Genomic DNA, 21,728 nt, shown 5'->3' on the forward strand with positions numbered 1-21,728 from the left:
CGGCGGGTCGCAACACGCTACAACCGATGCCCGGCCGTCCTCTTCTCAGCCATCTGTCTCGCTGCAACCGTCAGGTTCTGGCTATGAGCCTTGAGCCTAAGATTGGGATTTTTCCGATTTTTTCCTGATAGCAGAGAACGAGGATTCCAAAAATATTTCAGTTGAAATTTCTTATAAATATCGATCCGATATAAAAACGGAATTATGGGGGCTATCTGGGTGCGTACGGTAAAACTGGCAACGATCAGCGCGATGATAGGCAATGTTGTTGAATGGTATGATTTTGCGCTCTACACGGCAGCGACCCCGCTGGTTTTTTCGCGTATCTTTTTCAGTCAGCAACATGACCCATTTCTGACGCAAATCGAGACGATCGCCGTATTTGCGTTAGGATTTCTCGTGCGCCCTTTGGGCGGTATGATTTTTGGAGCTATTGGGGACCGGTACGGATCCGTAACCTCTCTGCGCTGGACCCTTTTCATTATCGGGGGTGCTACAGCCCTGATCGGCACTTTGCCGACCTACGAACAGATCGGTCTGTTGGCACCGCTGCTTCTGCTAGTGTTGCGGTTGGTGCAGGGAATCGCGGCAGGGGGGGAGTGGGCTGGAAGTACCCTAGTGATCGGGCAAGCCCGCCACCCAGGTCGCCCGGATCAGCGGAACATCGCGTTGGCACTCAGCCAGTCCGGCGTGGCCTTGGGCATGGTGTTGGGTACGGCCACGATGTGGGGTTTGCGACATATGCCTGAACACGTCTTCCTTTCATGGGGGTGGAGATTTGGCTTCCTGGCAACGCTTCCATTTGTGGCAGTGGGACTTTTTCTAAGATCCCAGAGAGAGCTTTCAGGAAAAGAGACTTTGCCACAGGCCAGGCAGCCGCGCCTGATGCAGTTCCTGCGTCAGAAGCCGCTTACGGTGATCCGGGGAGTGGGAATCCGTCTGGCGGAGAACGGCGGAATCTATCTGATATCGGTGTTCGGTTTGGTTTACGGTCGGGCGCACCATGTGCCGGATAGTCTGTTGCTTGCAGGTATGACCTGCGGGCTGATCGCAGATGGGCTTGCCATGCCTTTCTTCGGGTGGCTTTCAACACGGTTCGGGGCTGCACAGGTCTATCTGGCGGGTATCTGTGCTCTCGTCCTTTTGACAGTGCCATTTTTCTGGGTGGTGTCTACAGGACAGCCTGTCGCGGTGATTGGAGGGTTTGTTTTAATCATGATGTTGGGCCATGCCCCCATGATCGCGGTGGAGCCCATACTGCTTGAGCGCCTCTTTCCCCCATTTTGCCAGTATTCGGGAGTAGCGCTGGCGCATGAACTGGGCTCCACCCTGGCAGGAGGGATCTCTCCGTTCCTAGCGACCGTGCTGTATTACAGAACGGGCAGTGTTACGGGGATCATGGTGTATGTTTTCCTGCTTGCGCTGGGATCTGCAATGGCGCTGTATCGGAGTGGGATGCATGAGGTTGTGGAGGATCATTCTTCCCAGTTCTGAAACTATCGGCTAGTCGTAATATTCATGACCGATCTGATAGGAATATGACTTGAGACGTGGCAAGACCTGGCGGCAGGCGCATCCCGGCGATCCTGCATTCTCTCCAGAGACATCGCCGTTTTTTCATCTATCTCGTCTGGTCGGACTCTATCATTTGCGAATGGACGCGCATCTAAAACCGATTGGAATGGATGTGCCGCGCTGGCGCGTCCTGAATATTCTGCATGAATATGAGTTTGCGACCATAAGCCGGATTGCGGATCTTGCGGTGATCCGTGTGTCTACCATGACTAAGCTGATTTATCGGATGGAAAGCGAGGATCTGGTCAGGACATGCGTCTCCCAGACGGATGGCCGGGTGACGGAAGTCCGCCTGACCGAGAAGGGTAGGGCTGCGCTCTCTCAGGTTCGTGCCAAGGCCGGGCATATTTTCGAACGTGCTTTCGGCGACGCGTCGGATGAGGAGATACAGGCCTTCATGGCGATGACCCGCCGGATCTACGACAATATCTACTGAAATCTGTCGCAACGTCTGCTCACTGCACAAAAGGTCGTAACCCCAGGTCACGGGGTGTTTCCGTGCGCATAAGGCACGTGAAACAAAAACTCGATAAATAAGTGGAATTATCCACCATTCCGGAGTAGCATCGAGATGTATCGCTTTGGTCCTTTTGCCATAGCGCGTGCAAAACGAGAGAATTCCTATGACCGTGACATCCGTTCTTCCTGACGTTCAGATGTTTCTGGACCGTAAGCACGGCCTTTACCTTGATGGTCAATGGGTCGATTCCAGCGTTCAGGCGCGTCTGCCCGTTTTCAATCCTGCGACAGGGAAAGTCCTGTCATCTGTGGCGGATGCCGGATTTGACGATGTCCAGCACGCGGTTGCGTCGGCAAAGCGCAGCTTTGACAAAGGCGTCTGGCGCGACATGCACCCTTCCGAACGTGAACGGATCCTGCTGCGTCTTGCTGATCTGGTAGAGCGTGATGCAGAGATTCTCGCCCAGCTTGAAACCCTGGAACAGGGGCAGTCCATTACGCTGTCCCGAATTCTTGAAGCCGGAGGCGCGCAGAGCTGGATCCGGTATGTGGCAGGTCTGGCAACCAAGATCACCGGTCAGAGCCTGGATGTCTCCATCGCGATGCCACCTGGTGCGCGCTATACTGCTTATACGCGCAAGGAGCCGATTGGCGTGGTGGCGGGCATCGTGCCCTGGAATTTTCCGCTCCTGATCGGGGTATGGAAAGTTCTTCCGGCTCTGGCTGCCGGGTGTTCGGTGGTCGTCAAACCTTCTGAAATCACACCGCTGACCATGTTGTGGTTTGCGCAGCTGGCCACTGAAGCCGGCGTGCCTGACGGCGTTTTCAATGTCCTGACGGGAATGGGAGCGGTGGCGGGTGCAGGTCTGGTCAGCCACCCGGATGTTGCTAAGGTGACGTTTACGGGTTCGACCCCCGTAGGAAAGCAGATTGCAGAGCAATGCGCCTCGAGGCTGGCGCGCGTTTCGCTAGAGCTGGGCGGCAAGAATCCTGCCATTGTGCTGGCTGATGCTGACATCGAGCGGACCGTGAATGGTCTGACAATGGCTGGCTTTCTCAATCAGGGTCAGGTCTGCGCGGCCTGCTCGCGGATTTATGTGGAGGCGCCGCTGTTTGACAGCGTGGCTGCCGGGTTGGAGAGCGCCCTGTCGGGAATGAGTATCGGACCGGGAATGGATCCGACGGCATTTATCAATCCCGTAGTGTCCAGACCGCAGCAGAGGAAAGTCCAGTCCTATCTGGACCGTGCCAGTGAGGCAGGGGCAGAGATGCTGAGAGGCCCGCAGGCCCCGGAAGGGGACGGGTTCTATATTCGCCCTGCGCTGGTTCTCAATCCCGACGATACGCTGGCCCTGACACGAGAAGAAGTATTTGGTCCTGTCATGACATTGACACGGGTGTCCAGCGCCGAAGAAGCCCTTGCAAAAGCAAATGATACAAATTTCGGACTGGCTGCGAGTTTGTGGACGAACAATCTGGAAGCAGCGATGAAGCTGCCACCCCGCATGGAAGCGGGAACGGTGTGGATCAACAGCCACGTCATGATTGATCCGAACATGCCTTTTGGGGGGATCAAACAATCCGGCATCGGGCGTGACTTTGGAACAGCATGGCTGGACGCATTCACCGAAACCAAATCCATCTGTATCCAGCATTGAGAGGACTCGGGATGGCTAGAATTTTTCCCCTGACGGCGCTCGTTCTGTGCTGTGCGACTGTACTTTCAGGTGGATCAGCGCTTGCGCAGGGCAGTGTCGGTTCGCCCGATGACTGGCCCCAGCATGGGCGCACGGCTTTCGAGCAGCGATACAGTCCCCTGAACCAGATCAATACGGGAAATGTCGGAAAGCTAGGGCTGGTATGGCATCAGGATTTTGATAGCCTGCGAGGGCAGGAAGCAACGCCGTTGATCATTGATGGTGTTATGTACACCACGACAAACTGGAGCAAGGTTGAAGCCCTTGATGCAGCTACAGGGCGTGTCCTGTGGCGGTATGATCCCAAGGTGCCAGGAACTGTTGCGGGCAGAGGATGCTGCGATACGGTCAATCGCGGAGTGGCTTATCAGAATGGTCGTGTTTATGTCGGTACGTTTGACGGGCGGCTAATCGCACTGGACGCCAAAACCGGGCAACTGATCTGGAGTGTGAACACGATCCCGCAGGACAAGACACTGGGGGACATCCGTTCTTACACGATTGATGGTGCACCGCGGATTGCGAAGAATGTGGTCATCATCGGCAATGGGGGATCCGAATTCGGAGCGCGGGGTTTTGTCTCAGGATTCGATGCAGTCACGGGAAAACTGAAGTGGCGGTTTTTTACGGTTCCCGCGCCGGAAAATGTCCCCGATCACGCAGCGTCTGACAAAGCGCTTTCTTCGCTGGCGTATCCGACATGGAGCCCGACCGGCGGGTGGATACATTCCGGTGGTGGGGGAACTGTATGGGACTCCATTGTTTACGATCCGGTCACGGACCTGGTGTATCTGGGGGTCGGAAATGGCTCCCCATGGAATTACAAGTTCCGCTCTAATGGTGTGGGGGACAATCTCTTTCTGGCCAGTATTGTCGCAGTGCGACCGGAAACCGGCGAATATGTATGGCATTTCCAGGAGACCCCAAAAGACCAATGGGATTTTACGGCATCTCAACCCATGATGATCTTGGATCTGCCGATCAAGGGAAAGATGCGTCATGTTCTGGTGCAGGCGCCAAAGAACGGCTTTTTCTACATGCTGGATGCAGCTACAGGCGAGTTCCTGTCTGGCACGCCGTATACGTTCCAGAATTGGGCCAAAGGCCTTGATCCAAAGACCGGACGCCCGGATATTGTACCTGATGCCATGTGGTCGATCAGCGGCAAGACATGGTTTGGCATTCCGGGATCGCTGGGAGGCCATAATTGGGCGCCGATGGCTTATAGTCCGCGGACCGGATACGTTTATATTCCCGCTCAGCAGCTGCCAGAGCCGTTTAAGGCCAATGAACACATGCAGTTGCACAAGATTGGAGTCAATCTCGGCATCGACATGACGGGGCTTCCGGCTGATCCGAAAGTTTTGGAGGATGTTTCCAAAACCGTTCAGGGTTGGCTTCTGGCTTGGGACCCCGTCGCTGGAAAGCCGGCGTTTCGGGTAGAGCATAGTGCGCCCTGGAATGGTGGTGTGTTAGCAACAGGCGGAGATCTGGTTTTCCAAGGCCTCTCTACGGGCACTTTTGAGGCTTATGATGCCAATACGGGCAAAACACTTTTCCAGTTTGATGCGCATACAGGAATTGTAGCACCTCCGGTGAGCTATACCGTAAACGGAACGCAGTATGTGGCGGTAGAAGTCGGCTGGGGCGGAGCATTTCCGTTGATGGGTGGGGCACTTGCGCGGATCAGGAATACAAGCATCAATCATTCCCGGCTTCTAGTATTTGCCCTCAATGGACATGACAGCCTTCCACCGGAGACACGTCAGTCACAGCGTCCTGTCAAAACAGCACAGACCTTTGATCCCAAAAAAGCTCAGGAAGGCTACGGAATTTATCAGAATTACTGCATGGCCTGCCATGGCGATAATGCGGTTTCAGGCGGTGTTCTGCCTGATCTGCGGTGGTCCGGAGCTCTTGAGAGTGTGCAGGGGTTCCATGCTGTGGTTGGAAGAGGAGCCTTGGCAAATTATGGGATGCCAAAATTTTCTGAGCTCTTAAAGCCCTCTGAAATAGAAAAAATCCGTAATTTCCTCATAAGCCGCAATCATTGATTGATGCTGAACGAGGATAAAAACAATCAATTTATATATTTATTATTAATGCTTCCGTGGAATGGGAACCTAAGCCATAGATTTTAATCTTGTGGTGTAGTGGTCTGCTGGTTATTTGGCGTTAAATCGACCTCAGAATTGATAAATAAGTTTTGTGCATTGAGGGCAATATAAAAATTATCCTCAATGCATATGCCACCTCAAAGAGGGAGCGTGCAGACATATAGCCTGTCTGTCACTTGTGCCGGATTGCAGAAATATCTGCGTCTGTCGCATAACTTAATATGCCGGATTCGCAACGAATCAAGTAGACATTTCAGTGGAAACTTCACAAGATATTGGCGTTGAGGCTGTCGAAAGAATCCGGGTAGGCAACGAACTCACAGAATCCGAGCGATCTGGAGATCTATTGATCCTATGTAATTATGTTTCGATATCGTCTTGAAATCTCGCGTCCGCAGATTGGACCCGATGCAGTAAGGAGGAGCAGGTATTATGCGCTTGAAAACATCGAGTACTGCGTCCAGACCGGCCGTTCGTTGTGCCGCCAGAGCTATCCGGGTCGCTTTCCTATATTCGGGATGCTCTGCTATGGCGTTCTCATTTATTCTTAATGCGAACGTGGCAGATGCAGCTACAGTCAAAAAGACCTTCTCCGGCATTTCGGGCAAGAAGAGTGTTGTGCATAAGGTGGCACGCAAGGACGTCAACGCAACGCGACTTGAAGAAGTTACCGTCACGGCTCGGCGCCGGAGTGAACGGATTGAGCGGACGCCTATTTCCATGACGACCGTAACGGGAACTCAGTTCACCGAGCGCGGCATCACGTCTCTCGCAAAAATTCAGGATATGGCACCGAATATTTCCTTTGGAAATGTAGCATCTAATTCGGGTGTTGCAAATGCGGCAGCTGTGTTCATTCGCGGTATTGGACAGACGGATTTCTCGTTCGGCGTCGATCCCGGGGTCGGCATGTACGTTGATGGCGTCTATGTCGGTAGCCCCGTCGGGGCGGTTCTGAACATGGTCGATATTGCCAATGTGTCTGTTCTCCGCGGCCCACAAGGGACACTTTTCGGTCGTAACACTATTGGTGGCGCGGTTTCCGTCTCATCACTGACACCGAATAGTCAGCTCTCAGCCAAGGCAGACGTGAAATACGGAACCGCTGACCGGATTAACGGACGTGTCTTTTTCAATGTGCCTTTATCCAAGACATTGTTTGCCAATTTTTCGGCTGGTAGTTTTATGCAGGATGGTTACGTGCATGCTCCTAACCAGAAAAACCAGCGTGAACTCGGTAACCAAGACACACAGGTTTATAAAGGTGCTTTGCGATGGCATCCCATCGACAAGCTGAATGTTACTCTGCGCGGCGACTGGACGCGCGACCGGAGTAATGGCGCCCCGTATGTGACAACAGGCGTTAATCCGAATGCGACGGGCAGCATGATAGCGCTTAACAACGCTATGCATGGGGGAACACTGCTAAACTGTCCGGGCGCAGGTTGTTACAACTCCAGCTATTTTAGCAAGAACACGAACTATGGTAGCCAGCCCGATTATTCGAATCTGACAAGCTGGTCGACTTCGGGCACTGTTGATTACGAACTTTCCCAGTATTTCGATCTGAAGTCCATTACGGCCTATCGCAAAACAGTCGGTGCGTTTGCCCAGGATCGTGATTCTTCTCCTATCGGGATCAATTACGTTACGGATCATTATCTCGAAAAGCAGTTTTCTGAAGAATTTCAGGTCAACGGGCATGCTCTTAGTAACAGGCTTCATTATTCAGCCGGTGTTTACTATTTTTCCCAAAGTGGAGCGGACGTAAATCCGACGGAGTTTTATGTCGAAAGTCTGCAAAGTGGCGGATATTTCAAGGACAAGAACTATGCTGCCTATGCGCAGGAAACCTATAATATCACCAAAAAGCTGACATTTACGGCAGGTGTGCGTTACACGGAAGACAACAAAACTTTTACTCCTGATCAGTATATTACCAAAGTTATTGGTGCCCCCATCGTTTCCACGCCTGTTGGAACCCGCATTGTTCCGTATCAGTCCTATCACAACAACAATGCGCGCTGGACGCCAATGGTCAATCTTTCCTATCAGTTTACGCCGGAACTGATGGGATACACAACGTTCTCACAAGGGTTCAAGGGGGGCGGATTTACGCAGCGCCTGACGAATATTACCAATGCTCCTCCTTCATTTCGTCCGGAAAGCGTCAATACTTTCGAGGGTGGGCTGAAGTTTTACGGACTCAACCATCGTCTGCGTATCAGTGCCGCTGGCTTTTTCACTTTTTATGATGACGTGCAGCTTCTGGTGTCTGATGCCACGCATATCGGACCATACTATACCAATGCAGGCAAAGCCCATATCTCGGGTTTTGAACTTGAAGGTCAGTATGCGCTCGGAGACGGTTGGACGGTAAGTGGTTCCGTTGGGGAAACGGATGCGCATTACACGAGCCTAACCGCAAGTGTGCAGGGGCTTGGATTGAACTCCATGTTTGTCCTTGTGTCGAAATGGACGGCCAATGCTGGCGTTTCGAAGAGGATCGACCTGGGTCAGTATGGTAGCCTTACCCCTCGGGTAGATGCCACCTATCGGTCCCGCTACAATGCCAATCTGAATGCCATCATGTACAACGCGCTGATACAGCCCAAGTATATAACGGTGAACATGAGCGCGCGCTGGGTTAGTGCAAACCAGAAATATAACGCCATGGTTGGCTTGGATAACGCTTCGAACGAGAAATTCATGGCCTGGGGCAGCTATTCCGGAAGCTTTGGAAACTACCAGAAATCCTTCGACCGCGGTCGTCAGTGGTACATTCAGGGCGGGGTCGCATTCTGACACTTTTCCGCTGGGCTGCTTCCAGACACCAGCGGAAATTTTTGTGAAAAAGTAGTGGAATAATCCACTAAATGCCGATAGCGTAACAATCATGGATCGCCGCTGGAGCTAAAGCTGCTCCTGAACAAGGACATCTGATGTTGAAGCATGTTTCCGATGGGCAGTCAGGTGAACTCCTGAAAGATCCCGCACTCACGCCACTGCTGGAAACGATCCGGGAGCGTGCGCTGGAATTCCGCAAAGCCCGCCGTATTCCGCAGGATATCGTTGAAGGGTTTCGCAAGGCGGGTGTTTATCGTGCACTTGTGGCACACTGCTTCGGAGGGCTTGAGGCTTCTCCGATGGCATTTCTCAGCCTGATCGAAACGATTGCCCACGCCGATGCCTCTGCAGGCTGGGTCGCAAGTTTTGGAGTTTCAGCAACCTATCTGGCTGCATTGCCCATATCGACGCTGGAAAAGATTTACGCGGATGGCCCCGATGTTGTTTTTGCCGGTGCCATTTTCCCTCCCCAGGCTGCGGAGCGCGTCGGCAATGATTTCATCGTCAACGGTCGTTGGCCTTATGCCAGCGGCAGCCCCGGAGCGTCACTGATCGGGGTTGGTATTGCCGTAGCTGGCGAGAGTGGCGGGTTGCCGCGTACCGCTGTCATGCCTGCCTCTTCCGTCCGGATCGAGGAAACCTGGGACACAATTGGCCTTGCCGGTACGGGTAGTCATGATGTCGTCGTTGAAAATGTCCCGGTAGCCGAGGAATGGACGTTCATTCGTGGCGGCAAGCCGATGCTGGACAAACCGGTCTATCAGTATCCGTCTCTGGGACTGGCGGCACAGGTGCTAACGGTCGTGGGGCTGGGCTGTGCACGTCGGGCGTTGGATGAAGTAACGGCGATGGCAGCGGGACGCCGTTCCATTACTGGTGCGCCTACCATGGCGGATCGTCCTCATGTCCAGGCTGTTGTTGGCGAAGCTGAAGCGCTGCTCTCGGCGGCGCGGGCTTTTTTCTACGGTGTAACAGAAGAAGCCTGGGGCCTGCTTCTGGAGGGACAGACCGTACCCGAAACGCTTGCCAACCGTATTCGTCTGGCGGCCACGCATGCTGCCCAGGTGGCCGCGCAGGTCGCACGCATGTGCTTCGAGCTTGGTGGCATCGCTGCTGTGCAGAGTGAGCATATTCTGGGACGTTGCATGCAGGACTGCAGTGTCGTTGCACAGCATGCGTTCATGGCGAAAGGCAATTACGAAGCCGCGGGACGTGTCATTCTGGGGCGGGGAAACCGACCTGGTTATCCATGAATTCCGCTTGTCCCTGAATTTCCGCGAAACATCATTGCAGACTATAACAAGGGAAATATTTCACATGCAGGGCCTGCCCGATCCCAAGAGCCTTCTGGACGACGACCGTGCCGATGGTTCGATCTACAGCAATCCGGATCTGTATGACATGGAGATGGATCGCATCTTCATGCACAACTGGATCTGGGTTGCGCATCGCAGTGATCTGCCGGCACCCGGTGACTTCATCACGACATTCGTCGGGTCTCACCCGGTGATAGTGTCGCGTGATCGCAAGGGTGTGGTGCATGTCATGCTCAACCGCTGCCGGCATCGTGCCGCGACGGTATGTGAGCTCAAGCATGGCAAGACGGCCAGTTTCGTCTGCCCCTATCATGGCTGGGCATATGGTCTGGATGGTGCTCTTCGGGGGGTTCCTCATCAGGAGGGCTATACGGGGCAGTTGGACAAGTCCAAACTGCCGCTCATCTCCCTGAAGGTCGAGGAGTATAACGGGCTGATCTTTGCCAGCTTCGACAAGGATATCATGTCCCTCGATGAGTGGCTGGGCCGTGCGAAGCCCTGGATTGATCTCTTCATGAAGCAGGGGGCCGGCTGGCCGGTCAAGACGATGGGTGAACACAAGTTCACCTTCCCGGGCAACTGGAAGATCCAGCTCGAAAACACAACGGACGCCTATCACTTTCCGATCGTCCACAAGTCCTTTCTGGATTCCGTCGATGCGGAAACACAGAATACGTTCGATTTTGTTGAAGGTGCAGGTTTTGTTGAAGACCTGGGGCATGGGCACTCGGTCATGGTCATGATTCCGGAGCTGGTTGATCTGGATGAAGGGCTTGATGCCCCTATTCCGGAGCGCTTTGCTGAATTGGCCGCGGAACTGGCCAAGGACTATCCTGACGAGCAGGTCCGCAAGATCGTACGTGCCGTAGGTGGATCGGGTTTCAATCTCAATCTTTTCCCGAACCTTGCCTGTTCCATGGCCTTTTTCCGGGTCCTGCGGCCTTTGAGTGTAACCGAGACCGAAATCCGCCATATCGCCATTGGTATGGATGGCGGTCCTGATATTGCCAATGAAGCGCGTCTGCGGCTTCACGAACATTTTCAGGGTCCGATGGGCTTCGGAACTCCCGATGATGCAGAAGCGTGGGACCGGGTGCAGCGCGGATCACTGGCGGGCAAGGATATTTCCATCCTGCTGAATCGTGGTCTTGGCCATGAAGCACGGCGTGAGGATGGAAATCTGTTCAGCGATGTCAGTGCCGAAACAGGGATGCGGGCAGCCTACAGACAATGGCTGATTGCGATGTCGGAGGAGGCAGGGGCATGAGCATTACGCTACAGGATGCCATTTCACTTATCACGCTCGAAGCTGACATGCTCGACCATGGCGATTTTCACGACTGGCTGAAACTCTATACGCCAGAAGGGCGCTATGTCGTTCCGATTGACCCCGATGTGGAAGATTTCGAGAAGGTTCTGAATTACGCTTATGACGATGCCGAGATGCGTGAAAAGCGCGTCGTACGGCTGTTGAGCGGTCGTTCTATTTCTGCAGCGCCCCCGGCACGGACAGTCCGGCTTCTGTCGCGTTACCGGATGCTGGAGAGCAGTGACACGCATTGCACCCTGCGCTGCGCCCAGATGCTTCAGGAACTTCGACAGGGCCGCGTTCATGACTATGCCGCCAACCTGAACTATCGTCTGGAAATGACTGAGGACGGGCTGAAAATCGCGCTCAAGGTCGTGCGTCTGCTGATCTCAACCGAGGCGCTGACCGCTGTGAGTTATATCCTTTGAGCCGGGTTGCACTGGTCACAGGGGCTGCGCGGGGTCTGGGAGCCTGTATCGCCGGGCATCTTCTGTCCGAGGGATACAGGGTTGTTACGGCTGATCTGGATCTTGATTCCGCGAAGGCTTCTGTCGCGGACTGGGGCGATCAGGCGTTTGCCCTGAAAATGGATGTTGCGTCCGAAGCTTCGGTTGAGGCCGGCCTGGATGCGGTGGAACGGCATTTCGGCCTGCCCTGGCTCGTGGTGAACAATGCCGCAGTCATGAAGGCGCAGAAGGTTCTCGAGATCGATATCAATACGTTCGATGCGGTCATGGCGGTCAATGTGCGCGGCACGTTTCTGGGATGTCAGCGATTTGCGCGCAGGCTGCGGACGCAGAACGCTCCGGGGCGGATCGTCAATATAGGGTCACTGGCCGGTGAAAGCGGCGGCACGGCAACGGGTGCGCATTATGCAGCCTCGAAAGGCGCGATCCATACACTGACGAAAGTTTTCGCACGCGACCTCGCCCCCTTTGGCATCACGGTGAATGCGATTGCTCCGGGGCCGCTGGATCTTCCATCCGTGGCGGAGACAATCGGTGCCGAGAAAATGCCGGGGCTGATAGCCGGACTGCCTACAGGGCAGCTCGGCAACCCGCTTTCCGTGGCGCGCATGGTCGCGGAACTGGCGCATCCCCTGTCAGGGGCTATCACGGGCTCCACAATCGACATCAACAGCGGATTGTACATGCGATGAGCACACAGACGATCGAAGTCCGTGTCGGATCATGTGAACTGATCGGGAAAGTCCTGTCTTTCGATCTGTTTCCCGTAACGGGCGAACTGCCGGCCTGGGAGGCAGGTGCGCATATCGACCTGATTTTGGGAGATGACCTTGTTCGCCAGTACTCCCTGTGCGGCGATCCGGCAGATAAGACACGGTACTGTCTGGCCGTGCTCCTGGAAGAAAATTCCCGGGGCGGTTCACGCACCGTGCACGAAACAGTCAGGCCGGGTGCCGTGTTCAAAATCGGTGCACCCCGCAATCTGTTTCCACTGGTGCCGTCCGAAGGGCCTGATGTCCTGATTGGCGGCGGGATTGGAGTAACGCCTCTGATCGCCATGGCGCATGAGCTTGGTGACCGAAATGTGCCGTTCACCCTGCACTATGTCGCGCGCGATCCTGCCTTTGCAGCTTTCCTGCAGGCTTCGTCTTTTGCTGACCGTGTGCAGATACATGACCGGAGTAATCCGTCCACGTCCCGGCCTGATCTGTCTTCTGTGCTGCAGGGCATTGAACGTGGACATGTCTATACCTGTGGTCCGGTTGCATTGATGGATGGGGTGCAGGAGGCAGCCCTTGCTCTTGGCCTGACGGAAGCGCAGATCCACCTGGAAGCTTTTTCCGCACTTTCGATCAGTGGAGGAGAAACATTCGAGGTTCTGGCTGCAAAAGCCGGCGTCCGGGTGCAGGTTGGTGCAGACGAACCCATTACCACCGCTTTGGCACGGGCAGGCGTGAAGGTCACGGTCAGCTGCGAGCAGGGGATCTGCGGGACCTGTGTTGTTGACCTTCTCGAAGGCGACCCTGACCACCGGGACGAGTATCTGACTGAAGATGAACGGACTGACCAGATCGCACTGTGCTGTTCGCGCGCAAAGTCGCCGTTGCTGGTTGTGGATCTGTAATGGCAGGGCTGAAAATCTGCGTCGCAGGTGTTGGAGCGCTGGGGGGAACCCTGGCCGCGATGCTGGCGCGGACAGAGGCCTCCCTTTCGGTCGTGGCGCGGGGTGCAACGCTTCAGGCATTGCACGAAAACGGGCTGGTTCTGGATGATGGACAGGACCGCAGTATCTGCCATCCCATAGCGGATACGCGAGCGCCGGACTGTCATCAGGATGTGATCCTGCTGGCTGGAAAGTCTCACCAGTTACCTCAACTGGCTGAAACCGTCAGGCATGCTGTTGGCCGTCAGACGCTTGTCATTCCGGTCGTGAATGGTCTGCCGTGGTGGATGGCCACCGACCCAAACGGAGCGTTTGAGGCAGCGGCACCTGTGCTGGATCCAGATGGACGCCTGTCAGACCTGTTTTCTCGCTCCTGCCTCGTCGGCGCCGTGGCTTATGCCATGACAGAACAGACGGCACCGGGAGTGGTGTCTTCCGCCCGCGCTCCGATGCTGGTTCTGGGGATGGTGGACGGCACGCCTGATGACAGGTTGAGCCATGTCCTTCATGTCCTGCAGCAGGCGGGGATTACGGCACGGTCCAGTCCGCAGATCCGATGCGATATCTGGAACAAGATTGCTGCCAATCTGGCGACCAATCCGCTTTCGGTGGTCTGTGAAGCCAGCCTTTCCACTCTGGCAGGCGCAGTATCAACAGAGACTGTTATTGCTGACATCCTTAAAGAAACCCTCGCAGTCGGGACTGCCTGCGGTCTTTCCAACCTGCATGACGTGGATGAGATCCGGGACACCATTGCGAAGGCAGGTCCACACCGTACCTCGATGCTTCAGGATTACTGTGCGGGGCGCATACTGGAGCTGGATGCAATCGGCTGGACAATTGCGAAAATCGGGCAGGCGCATGATGTGCCGATGCCCGTTACGTCAACCGTTCTTGAACTGGCAACCTTCAAGGCCGCACAACGCGTGCAGGCACAGGGAATACGATCATGACGATGGACATGACGACTGAAGAAATGCAGCTGAGAGTACGGCTGGCCGAGTGCTATCATCTGATCAATCATTACGGCTGGACGGAGATGATTTTCAATCATATTTCCGTCCGCCTTCCGGGCACGCCAACACGTTATCTCGTCAACCCGTTTGGTCTTAATTACGACGAGGTGACGCCTGACAACCTGCTGGTCGTTAATGCCGACGGGCAGTTGATCACCGAGGCGGAACACAAACCCAATCCTGCCGGCTTTGCCCTTCATGGCGCCATTCATACTGCCCGTGATGATATTCACTGTGTCATCCATACCCATACGAACGCAGTCTGTGCCGTGGCAATGAAGCAGGCCGGGTTCAGCCATGATAATTTTTACGGCGCGCAGCTCTTTGAGCGGGTGGGTTATCATGCCTTCGAAGGCATCACCCTTTATGACGAAGAGCGCCCCCGGATGCTCGAAAGCCTGGGCGACAAGCATGTTCTCGTTCTGCGCAATCATGGCATTGCCGTAGGAGAAGCTGATGTGGCGCGCACGTTCTTCCTGTTGTGGATCGTGCAGCGTGCTGCGGAAATTCAGTGCCATGCAGGGCAGATTCCTGGTCCGGATGTGCTGATTTCCGACGATATCAAACGGGGATGCGCGCGAGACGCCGCCACCCTGATTTCCGGATCATCGGCGGCAGACAGGATGTTTGATGCCGCTGTGCGCAAGATGCGCAAGGAACGTGGACCGCTCTGGACAGGAGATAAGGCATGACGAGCGTAACTTCAGACGTTTTTCGCAAGGCGATGGCACATTTTGCGACAGGTGTCGCTGTGGTGACGGCAACTTCGGATGAGGGAGAGCAGGGGGCAACGATCAGTGCCCTGAGTTCCGTTTCACTTGATCCGCTGACGCTGCTGATCTGCCTGAACCGCAAAAGCGCGACATGCCGGGCTATCGAGCAGAGCCAGCGCTTTGGCATCAGTATTCTCACGAATTCGCAGGAAGGCATTGCCCGGCATTTCGCCATGCCGTCCCATGCCAAATCCATGGACGAACACTGTATCCGCCACGATGATGGTACGTGTTTTGTTCGTGATGCCCTGGTGCAGATCGGGGTGGAAGTCATTGAGACCCTGCGGGGTGGAACACATGAAATCTTCCTCGCCCGTCCCGTGCACATCACAATGAACGAGGATGGCGAGATGCCTCCTCTGCTTTATTATCGAGGCACGTTCGACCTTCTCGCCTGAATTCTTCCCTATCCGGAAAAGAGGCTCCCGATGAGCGAAAATACTCCCGATACTGCCACCGTTCTTCTGGCGCGGATTGAACGTCACGAAGTCAGCATTCAGGCTTTCAGCTCTTACGATCCGGTCCGTTTGCGCCATGACGCCGGTAATGCACCAAAGGGGCCGCTTTCGGGCCTCAGTGTCGGGGTGAAGGATATCATCGACACGGCCTATTACCCAACAGCGCATGGATCACCGATCTACGCAGGGCATCATACTCCAAATGATGCCGCATGTGTCACTCAGCTCAAGGCGGCCGGGGCCCTGTGTGTCGGCAAGACGGTGACAACGGAATTTGCTTTTTTCCGGGATGGTCCGACAGTCAATCCCTATGATTTTTCACGCACGCCAGGGGGGTCGTCGAGTGGTTCGGCGGCGGCTGTGGGAGCCGGTATGATCGACATCGGACTGGCGTCCCAGACGGCAGCCTCTCTTACACGGCCTGCATCCTATTGCGGCGTGGTGGGGTTCAAACCGTCTTATGGACGTTATGCCGGGGCGGGAATCAAAGGACTGGCACCGTCTTTTGATACGCTGGGCACAATTACGCCGGATGTTAAAACAGCGGTTCTTGCAGACAGCGTTTTAAAAGGGCCGGTTCCGACTGCCAGTACGGTGAAATCCGCTGTCCCGAAGCGGGTAGGAGTCTGCCGTACGCCCTGGTGGAATCAGGCTGAGGACTCGACCCGTATGGCTTTGCAAAAGGCAGGTGCCTGCCTGGGTGGAGAGACAACTGTTGAAGACGTCGATCTGTCTGTATTCAAAGCCGCTGCTGACCTGCATGTGACGATCATGAGCTATGAGGCCTGCCAGGCGCTGGGCTGGGAATATGCCGAGCAACGCGCCTTGCTCAGCAGCCAGATTGTCAGCTTGATCGAAGCGGGACGTGCGATCGACTATGCGACGTATCGGCAGGCTCTCGCGGAAGCAGACAGGTTGCGTGCACAGATTGTCGATGTTTTTACGCGTTATGATCTGTTGCTGGCTCCTGCGGCTCCTGGGGAGGCGCCAAAGAAAGAAGACGGGACAGGTAGCCCGATTTTCAGCCGCATATGGACGCTTCTGCGTTTGCCAACCGTCACGCTTCCCGGCTTTACGGGTGTAAACGGCCTGCCAGTCGGGATTCAGCTTCTGGGCGCATTTGGTGAGGATGAATCCCTGCTGGATTATGCCACATGGGCTGAAACGCTTTTTCCTGCACGCCCCATTCCCTCCATTTGCGTGCAGGATACCGGTCATGAGTGAACTTCTGACGCGACTGGAAATGCTGGAACAGCGTGTTGTCACACTGGAAGCAGAGGCTGACATCCGCAGGATCCAGGCGCGTTACATGTTCCTGTGCGACACACCCTGCCCTGAAGCTGATGTGAAAGACGATGGGCAGCGCGTGGACCGGATTATGGACCTGTATACTGAAGATGCAGTCTGGGAAGGTGTCGGCGAGTATTATGACAACCAGTTCGGCCGCTGCGTCGGCAAGAATGCAATCCGGTCGCATTTTCAGGCTTTCTGGAGCCAAAAGCGTGACCCCGAACTTCTGCTGAACGTGCATTATCTGACGTCGGAACAGATCCATGTTCACGGCGATCATGCAGACGGACAGTGGATTCATTGCCAACCTTGGATCTTTAGTGATGGATCCTCGCTTCTACGGTCCAGCCGGCTGAACAACCTGTTCCGTCGCGAAGACGGTGTCTGGAAAATTGCTCGGACACGAACGGAAAACGTGTTTATTTCTCCCCTGAAAAGTGGATGGGCCGAGACATTTCCAAAGCACTCTGTTCTGATGAACCCCTAATCTGTTTTTACGAAAGACCACGTTCATGCAAAATACTGAAAGCGCTGCATCCGCAGAGATCATCGAACTTCATCGTCTGCTTCAGGACTGGTTTTGTGGAGTGGGCAGCAGTGATCCGAAGGATATTCTGGATCGCATGACGCCGGACTACATGATGGTGGGGGCGGCCGGGCGTCTGGTGACGTTCGAAATGTTTACGAAAGTCCTGCCCTCGCTTCGTGGCAGTCGTCCGGGCCTGGTCATGGAAATCGAGGACGTGAAAGTTCTTCATGCTTTCGAGGGGGGGATGCTGGCATTCTATCGTGAAATCCAGACACAGGGAGAGACCAGAACCGAGCGCTGGTCCAGCGTTCTGTTCTGTGCCGCCGGGCAGGGAGAACAACTGCTGTGGAAGCATCTGCAGGAAACATTTTGCTCATAAACCCAGGCAAGTTTTCCGGTTCTTTCTTTTAAAAAAGAACCTTTTTATCAAACCGGGTCGAGCCATAAAGTAGCAACGCCGCCAGCAGGCCGCCGCCACATGTTACCAACGGCAAGGAAATTGCGACGCCGGCCACATGGTCATCGAGATATCCGACCAGCATTGAGCCCCCCGACAGACCAATTAGCGCATTACAGAAAAGCAGTATTGCCGAAAACTGGGATCGGAATGTTTTTGGAACCGACTGTTGTAAGACAATGGCTGACGGCGGCATCGGCAGTGCGGCACAAAAGAACGACATCGCAAAGAGCATGATACCAAACGGGATATTCGGTGAAGCGATAGATCCCCAGAGCAATGCGGGGGCAGACAGGGCACCGGTAATGCCCATTGTGGCTGCTGGAAATGGATGATTGTGACGGCCAAGGAAATCAATAAGCCGCCCGCTGACATATGCTCCTGCACATCCGCAGAAAATAGCTGTCAGCCCCATAATTTCCCCGACGCTTTGATGGGAAAAATGTCTGTACCTTAAGAACAGCGCAGGCATCCAGCTCAGGAGGGAAAACAATATGATGGCTGTGGAGGAATAGCCGAGAAAGTGACAGGTAAAGAATTTCCAGTGAAGTCGAAAAAACCCCCAGGCTGTTTCCGAAGATGTATCTTCCTTCTGAAAACTGGCGTGACGTCTGCCAGATTCGCGAACAGTCAGTGCAATAAGCAGGGCCAGAGGCAGGCCTGGCAATCCGACACACACAAAACAGAGTTTCCAGGCAATGATGCCGTGCCATTCATGTGTCGTATGCAACAGGCCGATCAGCATTCCGCCGAACAGGAAAGCGATACCTGCTCCAATAAAGGAGCCAAGCGAAAACAGTGCGAGTGTCTGGCCGAGCTTATAAGGCGTGACAATATCAGCCAAAAAGGAATATACGGCTGGAACAAGGGCTGCCTCACCGACACCAACGGCCATACGGCATATGAAAAGTTGCCAGAAATTTTGTGCAAAACCACAGGAAATCGTTGCTACGCTCCAGATGATGATGCCAGCGACGATGATGGGGGGACGGGCTATCCGATCACTGAGGGCTGCAATAGGCAGGCCGAGTATCGAGTACAGAAGCGAGAATGCCAGTCCATTAAGCAGGGCAAACTGAAAATCCGAAAGCAAAAGAGCAGTTTTGATAGGGCCAACCAGCAAAGCAAGAATTTGTCGGTCCACGAACGAGAGCACATAGGCGCTGGCGAATAACGCAATGATCCCTCGGGGAGAAGCCAAAACCATGCCCGCGTCCTTTTCTGTTCGGAAGCGATATGATATGAATATTCATGTGAAATATCCATAAGAATATTCCATTTTAATGTATAATCTTTTTCTAGGAAGAAACCGGTTCCAGTGAGGTGGAAGGTCGTCTATCCATCCATAAAATCGCTTGTTTTTAGGTTTTTTATGAAACCTGAATCAAATTCCTACCTCCATATCGACGGTATCCGCAGTTTTAGGGGATTAAAACAGTGGTAACTATTTTCTGGAGACTATGGGCCGCGTGCGCAATGATGTGCCGATCTGGCGACGGATAAAGCAGAACGGGGTGGCAGAAGGCTGAAGAAACTGCGCATCTCTATGTGGCAGTAATCATATTGAATAAGAAATGATGTGGGTCCTTTATGTCCGGTCACCCGCGCGCTGGAAGCGGATCAGGCTGCGCGACAGCCGTCCCTGAGCCCAGTTCGGCATCTTCCGCCACGGCGTTGTAACGTCTGCAGTTGTGCCGCTGACCACAACGGTCCGGCGTTGTTCCGTGCCCACCCATTCTGGCGCCCAGGCTGTCTGAACCTGCGTAATCCACTGGTTTCCCTCGACGCGATAGCGCCCGATATAGGCCACCAGCGTTTTCATAAGGGCCGGATAATCGGCTTCCGTTTCAGCTGGATGGCGATGGCTGCCCTCCAGATTGAACGCCACCCGTCCATCAGGCGTAAAAATGACCCGTCCGCGTGGTGAAGGGCCCATCGCATTGATGAATGTTTCCGTATCCTTTTCCTCCACCCGGTAGGAAACGAGATTCCAGGCGCCGACAAGCTGATCTTTCAGCGTTGGTTGTTTCGGATTTCCGTCATCGGATGTCGTGACTCGAAAGACTGAAGCCATGCTGTTTTCCCGACCCTGTGTGGCGTTTCCGGGCGTTCTATAACGCAGGCCGATCACCTTTCAGTAGGCGCATCATCGGAAAGGGAATATTACGTCAGATGCAAGAATGAATCGAATTCCGCTTTTAGGGGGGCAGGATGCGCCATGACGAAACAGGGGACCTGCGCTTCTTCGCCCATCTTGTCGCCTCCGGCAGTCTGACCGTCTGTGCCCGCAATCTCCAGACATCGCCTGCGACGGTGTCCCGTCGTCTTGCCCGTTTGGAAAGTCGGCTGGGCAGCCTGTTGGTTGTCCGGAATACGCGGCATTTCGGGCTGAGTGAAAACGGGCGGATCTACCATGAGCGCGCCGTGGAAATTCTGGCGCTCATTGACAGTCTGGAAGAGGAGATCTCATCCAATACCAATATTCCCCGGGGAACGCTCGGGATCGGCGCTCCAGTAGAACTCGGGCGACGCCTGATCGCACCTTTTCTGGCCACTTTCAGTGCCACGCATCCGGACCTGCTGGTCAATCTGGCACTGGCCTCTGAAGGTTTTTATGACACCAGTGATTCTCTCGATGTCGTCCTGCGTCTGGGCCTTCCTGATTCTCCGGATGCGGTTGTCACCAGACTGGCCTCGACAGTGCGGGTCCTATGTGCATCGCCTGAGTATCTGGCCCGCCATCCCCCGCTGGTAACGCCGCAGGACTTGGCGACCCATCACTGTCTCTGTCTGAGGCGCAACAAGACAATGGCCCTTCTCGACCGCTGGGTCATCGGTAACGATCTGCAGACGGAGATCATTACGGTTGAACCCCGTCTTTCGAGCACGAATGCTGAGATCATCCATGACTGGGCGCTTTCGGGAGAAGGAATTGCCTACAAGCTCCTTTGCGATGTGAAGCATGATCTGGAACAGGGAAGGCTCATGCGGATTTTCCCTGATCTGCAGGGGGAGAAAATCGACCTTCATGCCGTGTTGCCCAACCGGAAATATACGCAGGCCAGTGTCCGCGCCTTCCTGCACAGTCTTAAATCCCATCTGCGTGTTGCTGGTTTCTTTTAGGCGGATGCGCAAGCTTGCCCATCTCTTACTCAGACGTGATATGACGCCTGTCTCTTGGTCGATCGAACAGGATTATTCTGATGCAGGGCAGCGGTGTTGGCGTTCTGGACAAGTGCACGGAGTTGATGCGTTGCCTGTTCGGGCGGCAACATGAAGGTGAACCGCATGGCTTTCGGACGTCACTGCGGCAAGCAGGCGGTCATATTCGCTGGCTTCTGTCATGTGGGGAGGAGTGGGGGTCGTTGGGCTCTCCGGAGCGTCTTCCTGCAGTCGTCGGTTGCGCTTGCGATCGGCGCCTGTCGGCCGCTTGATCATGCGTCCCGAAGCCGGGTTCAGCGAGAGCGGGACATCCCATTCACTCATGGCATGATTGAGGATGGAGGCCAGGAGATTGAGCCGCTTGACGACTGTCGCAGCGGCCAGATCTTGCCCTGACGGTCGCGAAAGCCTCGAACTGCTGGAACTGTCAGGCGAGAGAGATTCAGGTCTGCGATGGGATCACTAAGCAGTGCCGGGATATGGCCTGTCCGGTCAGCGTTGCGGTGAGCCATGCATTCGTCACGGTAGCGCTCAATCAGGGTTCGGAGCACGAGGCCGTCCAAGGCCCGGACGTCGATATGACGCCCTTCGCG

The 21,728-nt window shown here is 54.8% G+C and carries 20 protein-coding genes and 2 pseudogenes; 18 read left to right on the top strand and 4 right to left on the bottom strand.

Annotation, left to right across the window (positions count from 1 at the left end; translation table 11 throughout):
* The 17 genes and pseudogenes from GSP01_RS12125 to GSP01_RS12205 all read left to right on the top strand — a co-directional run.
* Positions 1 to 87: pseudogene (locus GSP01_RS12125) on the top strand (IS5/IS1182 family transposase); the annotation flags it as partial.
* Positions 88 to 204: 117 nt separating this feature from the next.
* Positions 205 to 1,494: an MFS transporter gene (locus GSP01_RS12130; RefSeq protein WP_228123676.1), complete on the top strand. Its 1,290-nt coding sequence runs from the start codon at positions 205 to 207 to the stop codon at positions 1,492 to 1,494.
* Positions 1,495 to 1,543: 49 nt separating this feature from the next.
* The gene (locus tag GSP01_RS12135) at positions 1,544 to 2,011 is read left to right on the top strand and encodes a MarR family winged helix-turn-helix transcriptional regulator (protein ID WP_062108787.1); all 468 of its coding nucleotides are present in this window, start codon (positions 1,544 to 1,546) and stop codon (positions 2,009 to 2,011) included.
* A 187-nt stretch (positions 2,012 to 2,198) separates the two neighbouring features.
* Positions 2,199 to 3,692: an aldehyde dehydrogenase family protein gene (locus GSP01_RS12140; RefSeq protein ID WP_141353906.1), complete on the top strand. Its 1,494-nt coding sequence runs from the start codon at positions 2,199 to 2,201 to the stop codon at positions 3,690 to 3,692.
* An 11-nt stretch (positions 3,693 to 3,703) separates the two neighbouring features.
* Complete coding sequence (locus GSP01_RS12145; RefSeq protein WP_141353908.1) at positions 3,704 to 5,785, top strand: PQQ-dependent dehydrogenase, methanol/ethanol family; 2,082 nt, start codon at positions 3,704 to 3,706, stop codon at positions 5,783 to 5,785.
* Positions 5,786 to 6,376: 591 nt separating this feature from the next.
* Positions 6,377 to 8,653, top strand: coding sequence for a TonB-dependent receptor (locus GSP01_RS12150; protein ID WP_228123675.1), 2,277 nt, complete (start codon positions 6,377 to 6,379; stop codon positions 8,651 to 8,653).
* 137 nt (positions 8,654 to 8,790) lie between these two features.
* On the top strand, positions 8,791 to 9,948 hold the full coding sequence (locus GSP01_RS12155; protein WP_141353912.1) for an acyl-CoA dehydrogenase family protein: 1,158 nt from the start codon (positions 8,791 to 8,793) through the stop codon (positions 9,946 to 9,948).
* Between the two features lie 64 nt (positions 9,949 to 10,012).
* Positions 10,013 to 11,278: an aromatic ring-hydroxylating oxygenase subunit alpha gene (locus GSP01_RS12160; RefSeq protein ID WP_141353914.1), complete on the top strand. Its 1,266-nt coding sequence runs from the start codon at positions 10,013 to 10,015 to the stop codon at positions 11,276 to 11,278.
* Positions 11,275 to 11,748, top strand: coding sequence for an aromatic-ring-hydroxylating dioxygenase subunit beta (locus tag GSP01_RS12165; RefSeq protein WP_062108797.1), 474 nt, complete (start codon positions 11,275 to 11,277; stop codon positions 11,746 to 11,748). Before GSP01_RS12160 ends, GSP01_RS12165 begins: the two co-directional genes overlap by 4 nt.
* On the top strand, positions 11,745 to 12,479 hold the full coding sequence (locus tag GSP01_RS12170) for an SDR family NAD(P)-dependent oxidoreductase (RefSeq protein WP_141353916.1): 735 nt from the start codon (positions 11,745 to 11,747) through the stop codon (positions 12,477 to 12,479). The genes GSP01_RS12165 and GSP01_RS12170 overlap by 4 nt, the downstream gene beginning before the upstream one ends.
* Entirely contained in the window at positions 12,476 to 13,411 is a 936-nt protein-coding gene (locus tag GSP01_RS12175) for a PDR/VanB family oxidoreductase (protein ID WP_141353918.1), read from the top strand. The genes GSP01_RS12170 and GSP01_RS12175 overlap by 4 nt, the downstream gene beginning before the upstream one ends.
* Entirely contained in the window at positions 13,411 to 14,403 is a 993-nt protein-coding gene (locus GSP01_RS12180; RefSeq protein WP_141353920.1) for a ketopantoate reductase family protein, read from the top strand. Before GSP01_RS12175 ends, GSP01_RS12180 begins: the two co-directional genes overlap by 1 nt.
* The gene (locus GSP01_RS12185) at positions 14,400 to 15,158 is read left to right on the top strand and encodes a class II aldolase/adducin family protein (RefSeq protein ID WP_062108806.1); all 759 of its coding nucleotides are present in this window, start codon (positions 14,400 to 14,402) and stop codon (positions 15,156 to 15,158) included. The genes GSP01_RS12180 and GSP01_RS12185 overlap by 4 nt, the downstream gene beginning before the upstream one ends.
* Positions 15,155 to 15,637 (top strand): flavin reductase family protein, encoded by a 483-nt coding sequence (locus tag GSP01_RS12190; protein WP_062108808.1) that lies wholly within the window; start codon positions 15,155 to 15,157, stop codon positions 15,635 to 15,637. Before GSP01_RS12185 ends, GSP01_RS12190 begins: the two co-directional genes overlap by 4 nt.
* Before the next feature lie 30 nt (positions 15,638 to 15,667).
* Complete coding sequence (locus GSP01_RS12195) at positions 15,668 to 16,921, top strand: amidase (RefSeq protein WP_141353922.1); 1,254 nt, start codon at positions 15,668 to 15,670, stop codon at positions 16,919 to 16,921.
* Entirely contained in the window at positions 16,914 to 17,474 is a 561-nt protein-coding gene (locus GSP01_RS12200) for a nuclear transport factor 2 family protein (RefSeq protein ID WP_141353924.1), read from the top strand. The genes GSP01_RS12195 and GSP01_RS12200 overlap by 8 nt, the downstream gene beginning before the upstream one ends.
* A 25-nt stretch (positions 17,475 to 17,499) precedes the next feature.
* A complete protein-coding gene (locus GSP01_RS12205; protein ID WP_141353926.1) occupies positions 17,500 to 17,895 on the top strand; it encodes a hypothetical protein in 396 nt (131 codons plus the stop codon).
* Between the two features lie 28 nt (positions 17,896 to 17,923).
* Here GSP01_RS12205 and GSP01_RS12210 read toward each other — a convergent pair whose 3' ends face one another.
* Together GSP01_RS12210 and GSP01_RS12215 are read right to left on the bottom strand one after the other, a co-directional pair.
* The gene (locus GSP01_RS12210; protein ID WP_141353928.1) at positions 17,924 to 19,180 is read right to left on the bottom strand and encodes an MFS transporter; all 1,257 of its coding nucleotides are present in this window, start codon (positions 19,178 to 19,180) and stop codon (positions 17,924 to 17,926) included.
* 381 nt (positions 19,181 to 19,561) lie between these two features.
* Entirely contained in the window at positions 19,562 to 20,047 is a 486-nt protein-coding gene (locus tag GSP01_RS12215; protein ID WP_141353930.1) for a lipocalin-like domain-containing protein, read from the bottom strand.
* Positions 20,048 to 20,184: 137 nt separating this feature from the next.
* Between GSP01_RS12215 and GSP01_RS12220 the strand changes: the two genes are divergently transcribed.
* Positions 20,185 to 21,096, top strand: coding sequence for a LysR family transcriptional regulator (locus tag GSP01_RS12220; protein WP_086649078.1), 912 nt, complete (start codon positions 20,185 to 20,187; stop codon positions 21,094 to 21,096).
* Positions 21,097 to 21,168: 72 nt separating this feature from the next.
* Here GSP01_RS12220 and GSP01_RS15250 read toward each other — a convergent pair whose 3' ends face one another.
* Both GSP01_RS15250 and GSP01_RS15255 read right to left on the bottom strand, forming a co-directional pair.
* Positions 21,169 to 21,459: a hypothetical protein gene (locus tag GSP01_RS15250; RefSeq protein ID WP_228123674.1), complete on the bottom strand. Its 291-nt coding sequence runs from the start codon at positions 21,457 to 21,459 to the stop codon at positions 21,169 to 21,171.
* Positions 21,456 to 21,728 (bottom strand): annotated as a pseudogene (locus GSP01_RS15255) (hypothetical protein); the annotation flags it as partial. The gene GSP01_RS15250 and the pseudogene GSP01_RS15255, both read right to left, overlap by 4 nt.

It is taken from the genome of Gluconobacter sphaericus NBRC 12467, from assembly GCF_006539125.1.
In the GTDB taxonomy this organism is placed as follows: Bacteria; Pseudomonadota; Alphaproteobacteria; order Acetobacterales; family Acetobacteraceae; genus Gluconobacter; species Gluconobacter sphaericus.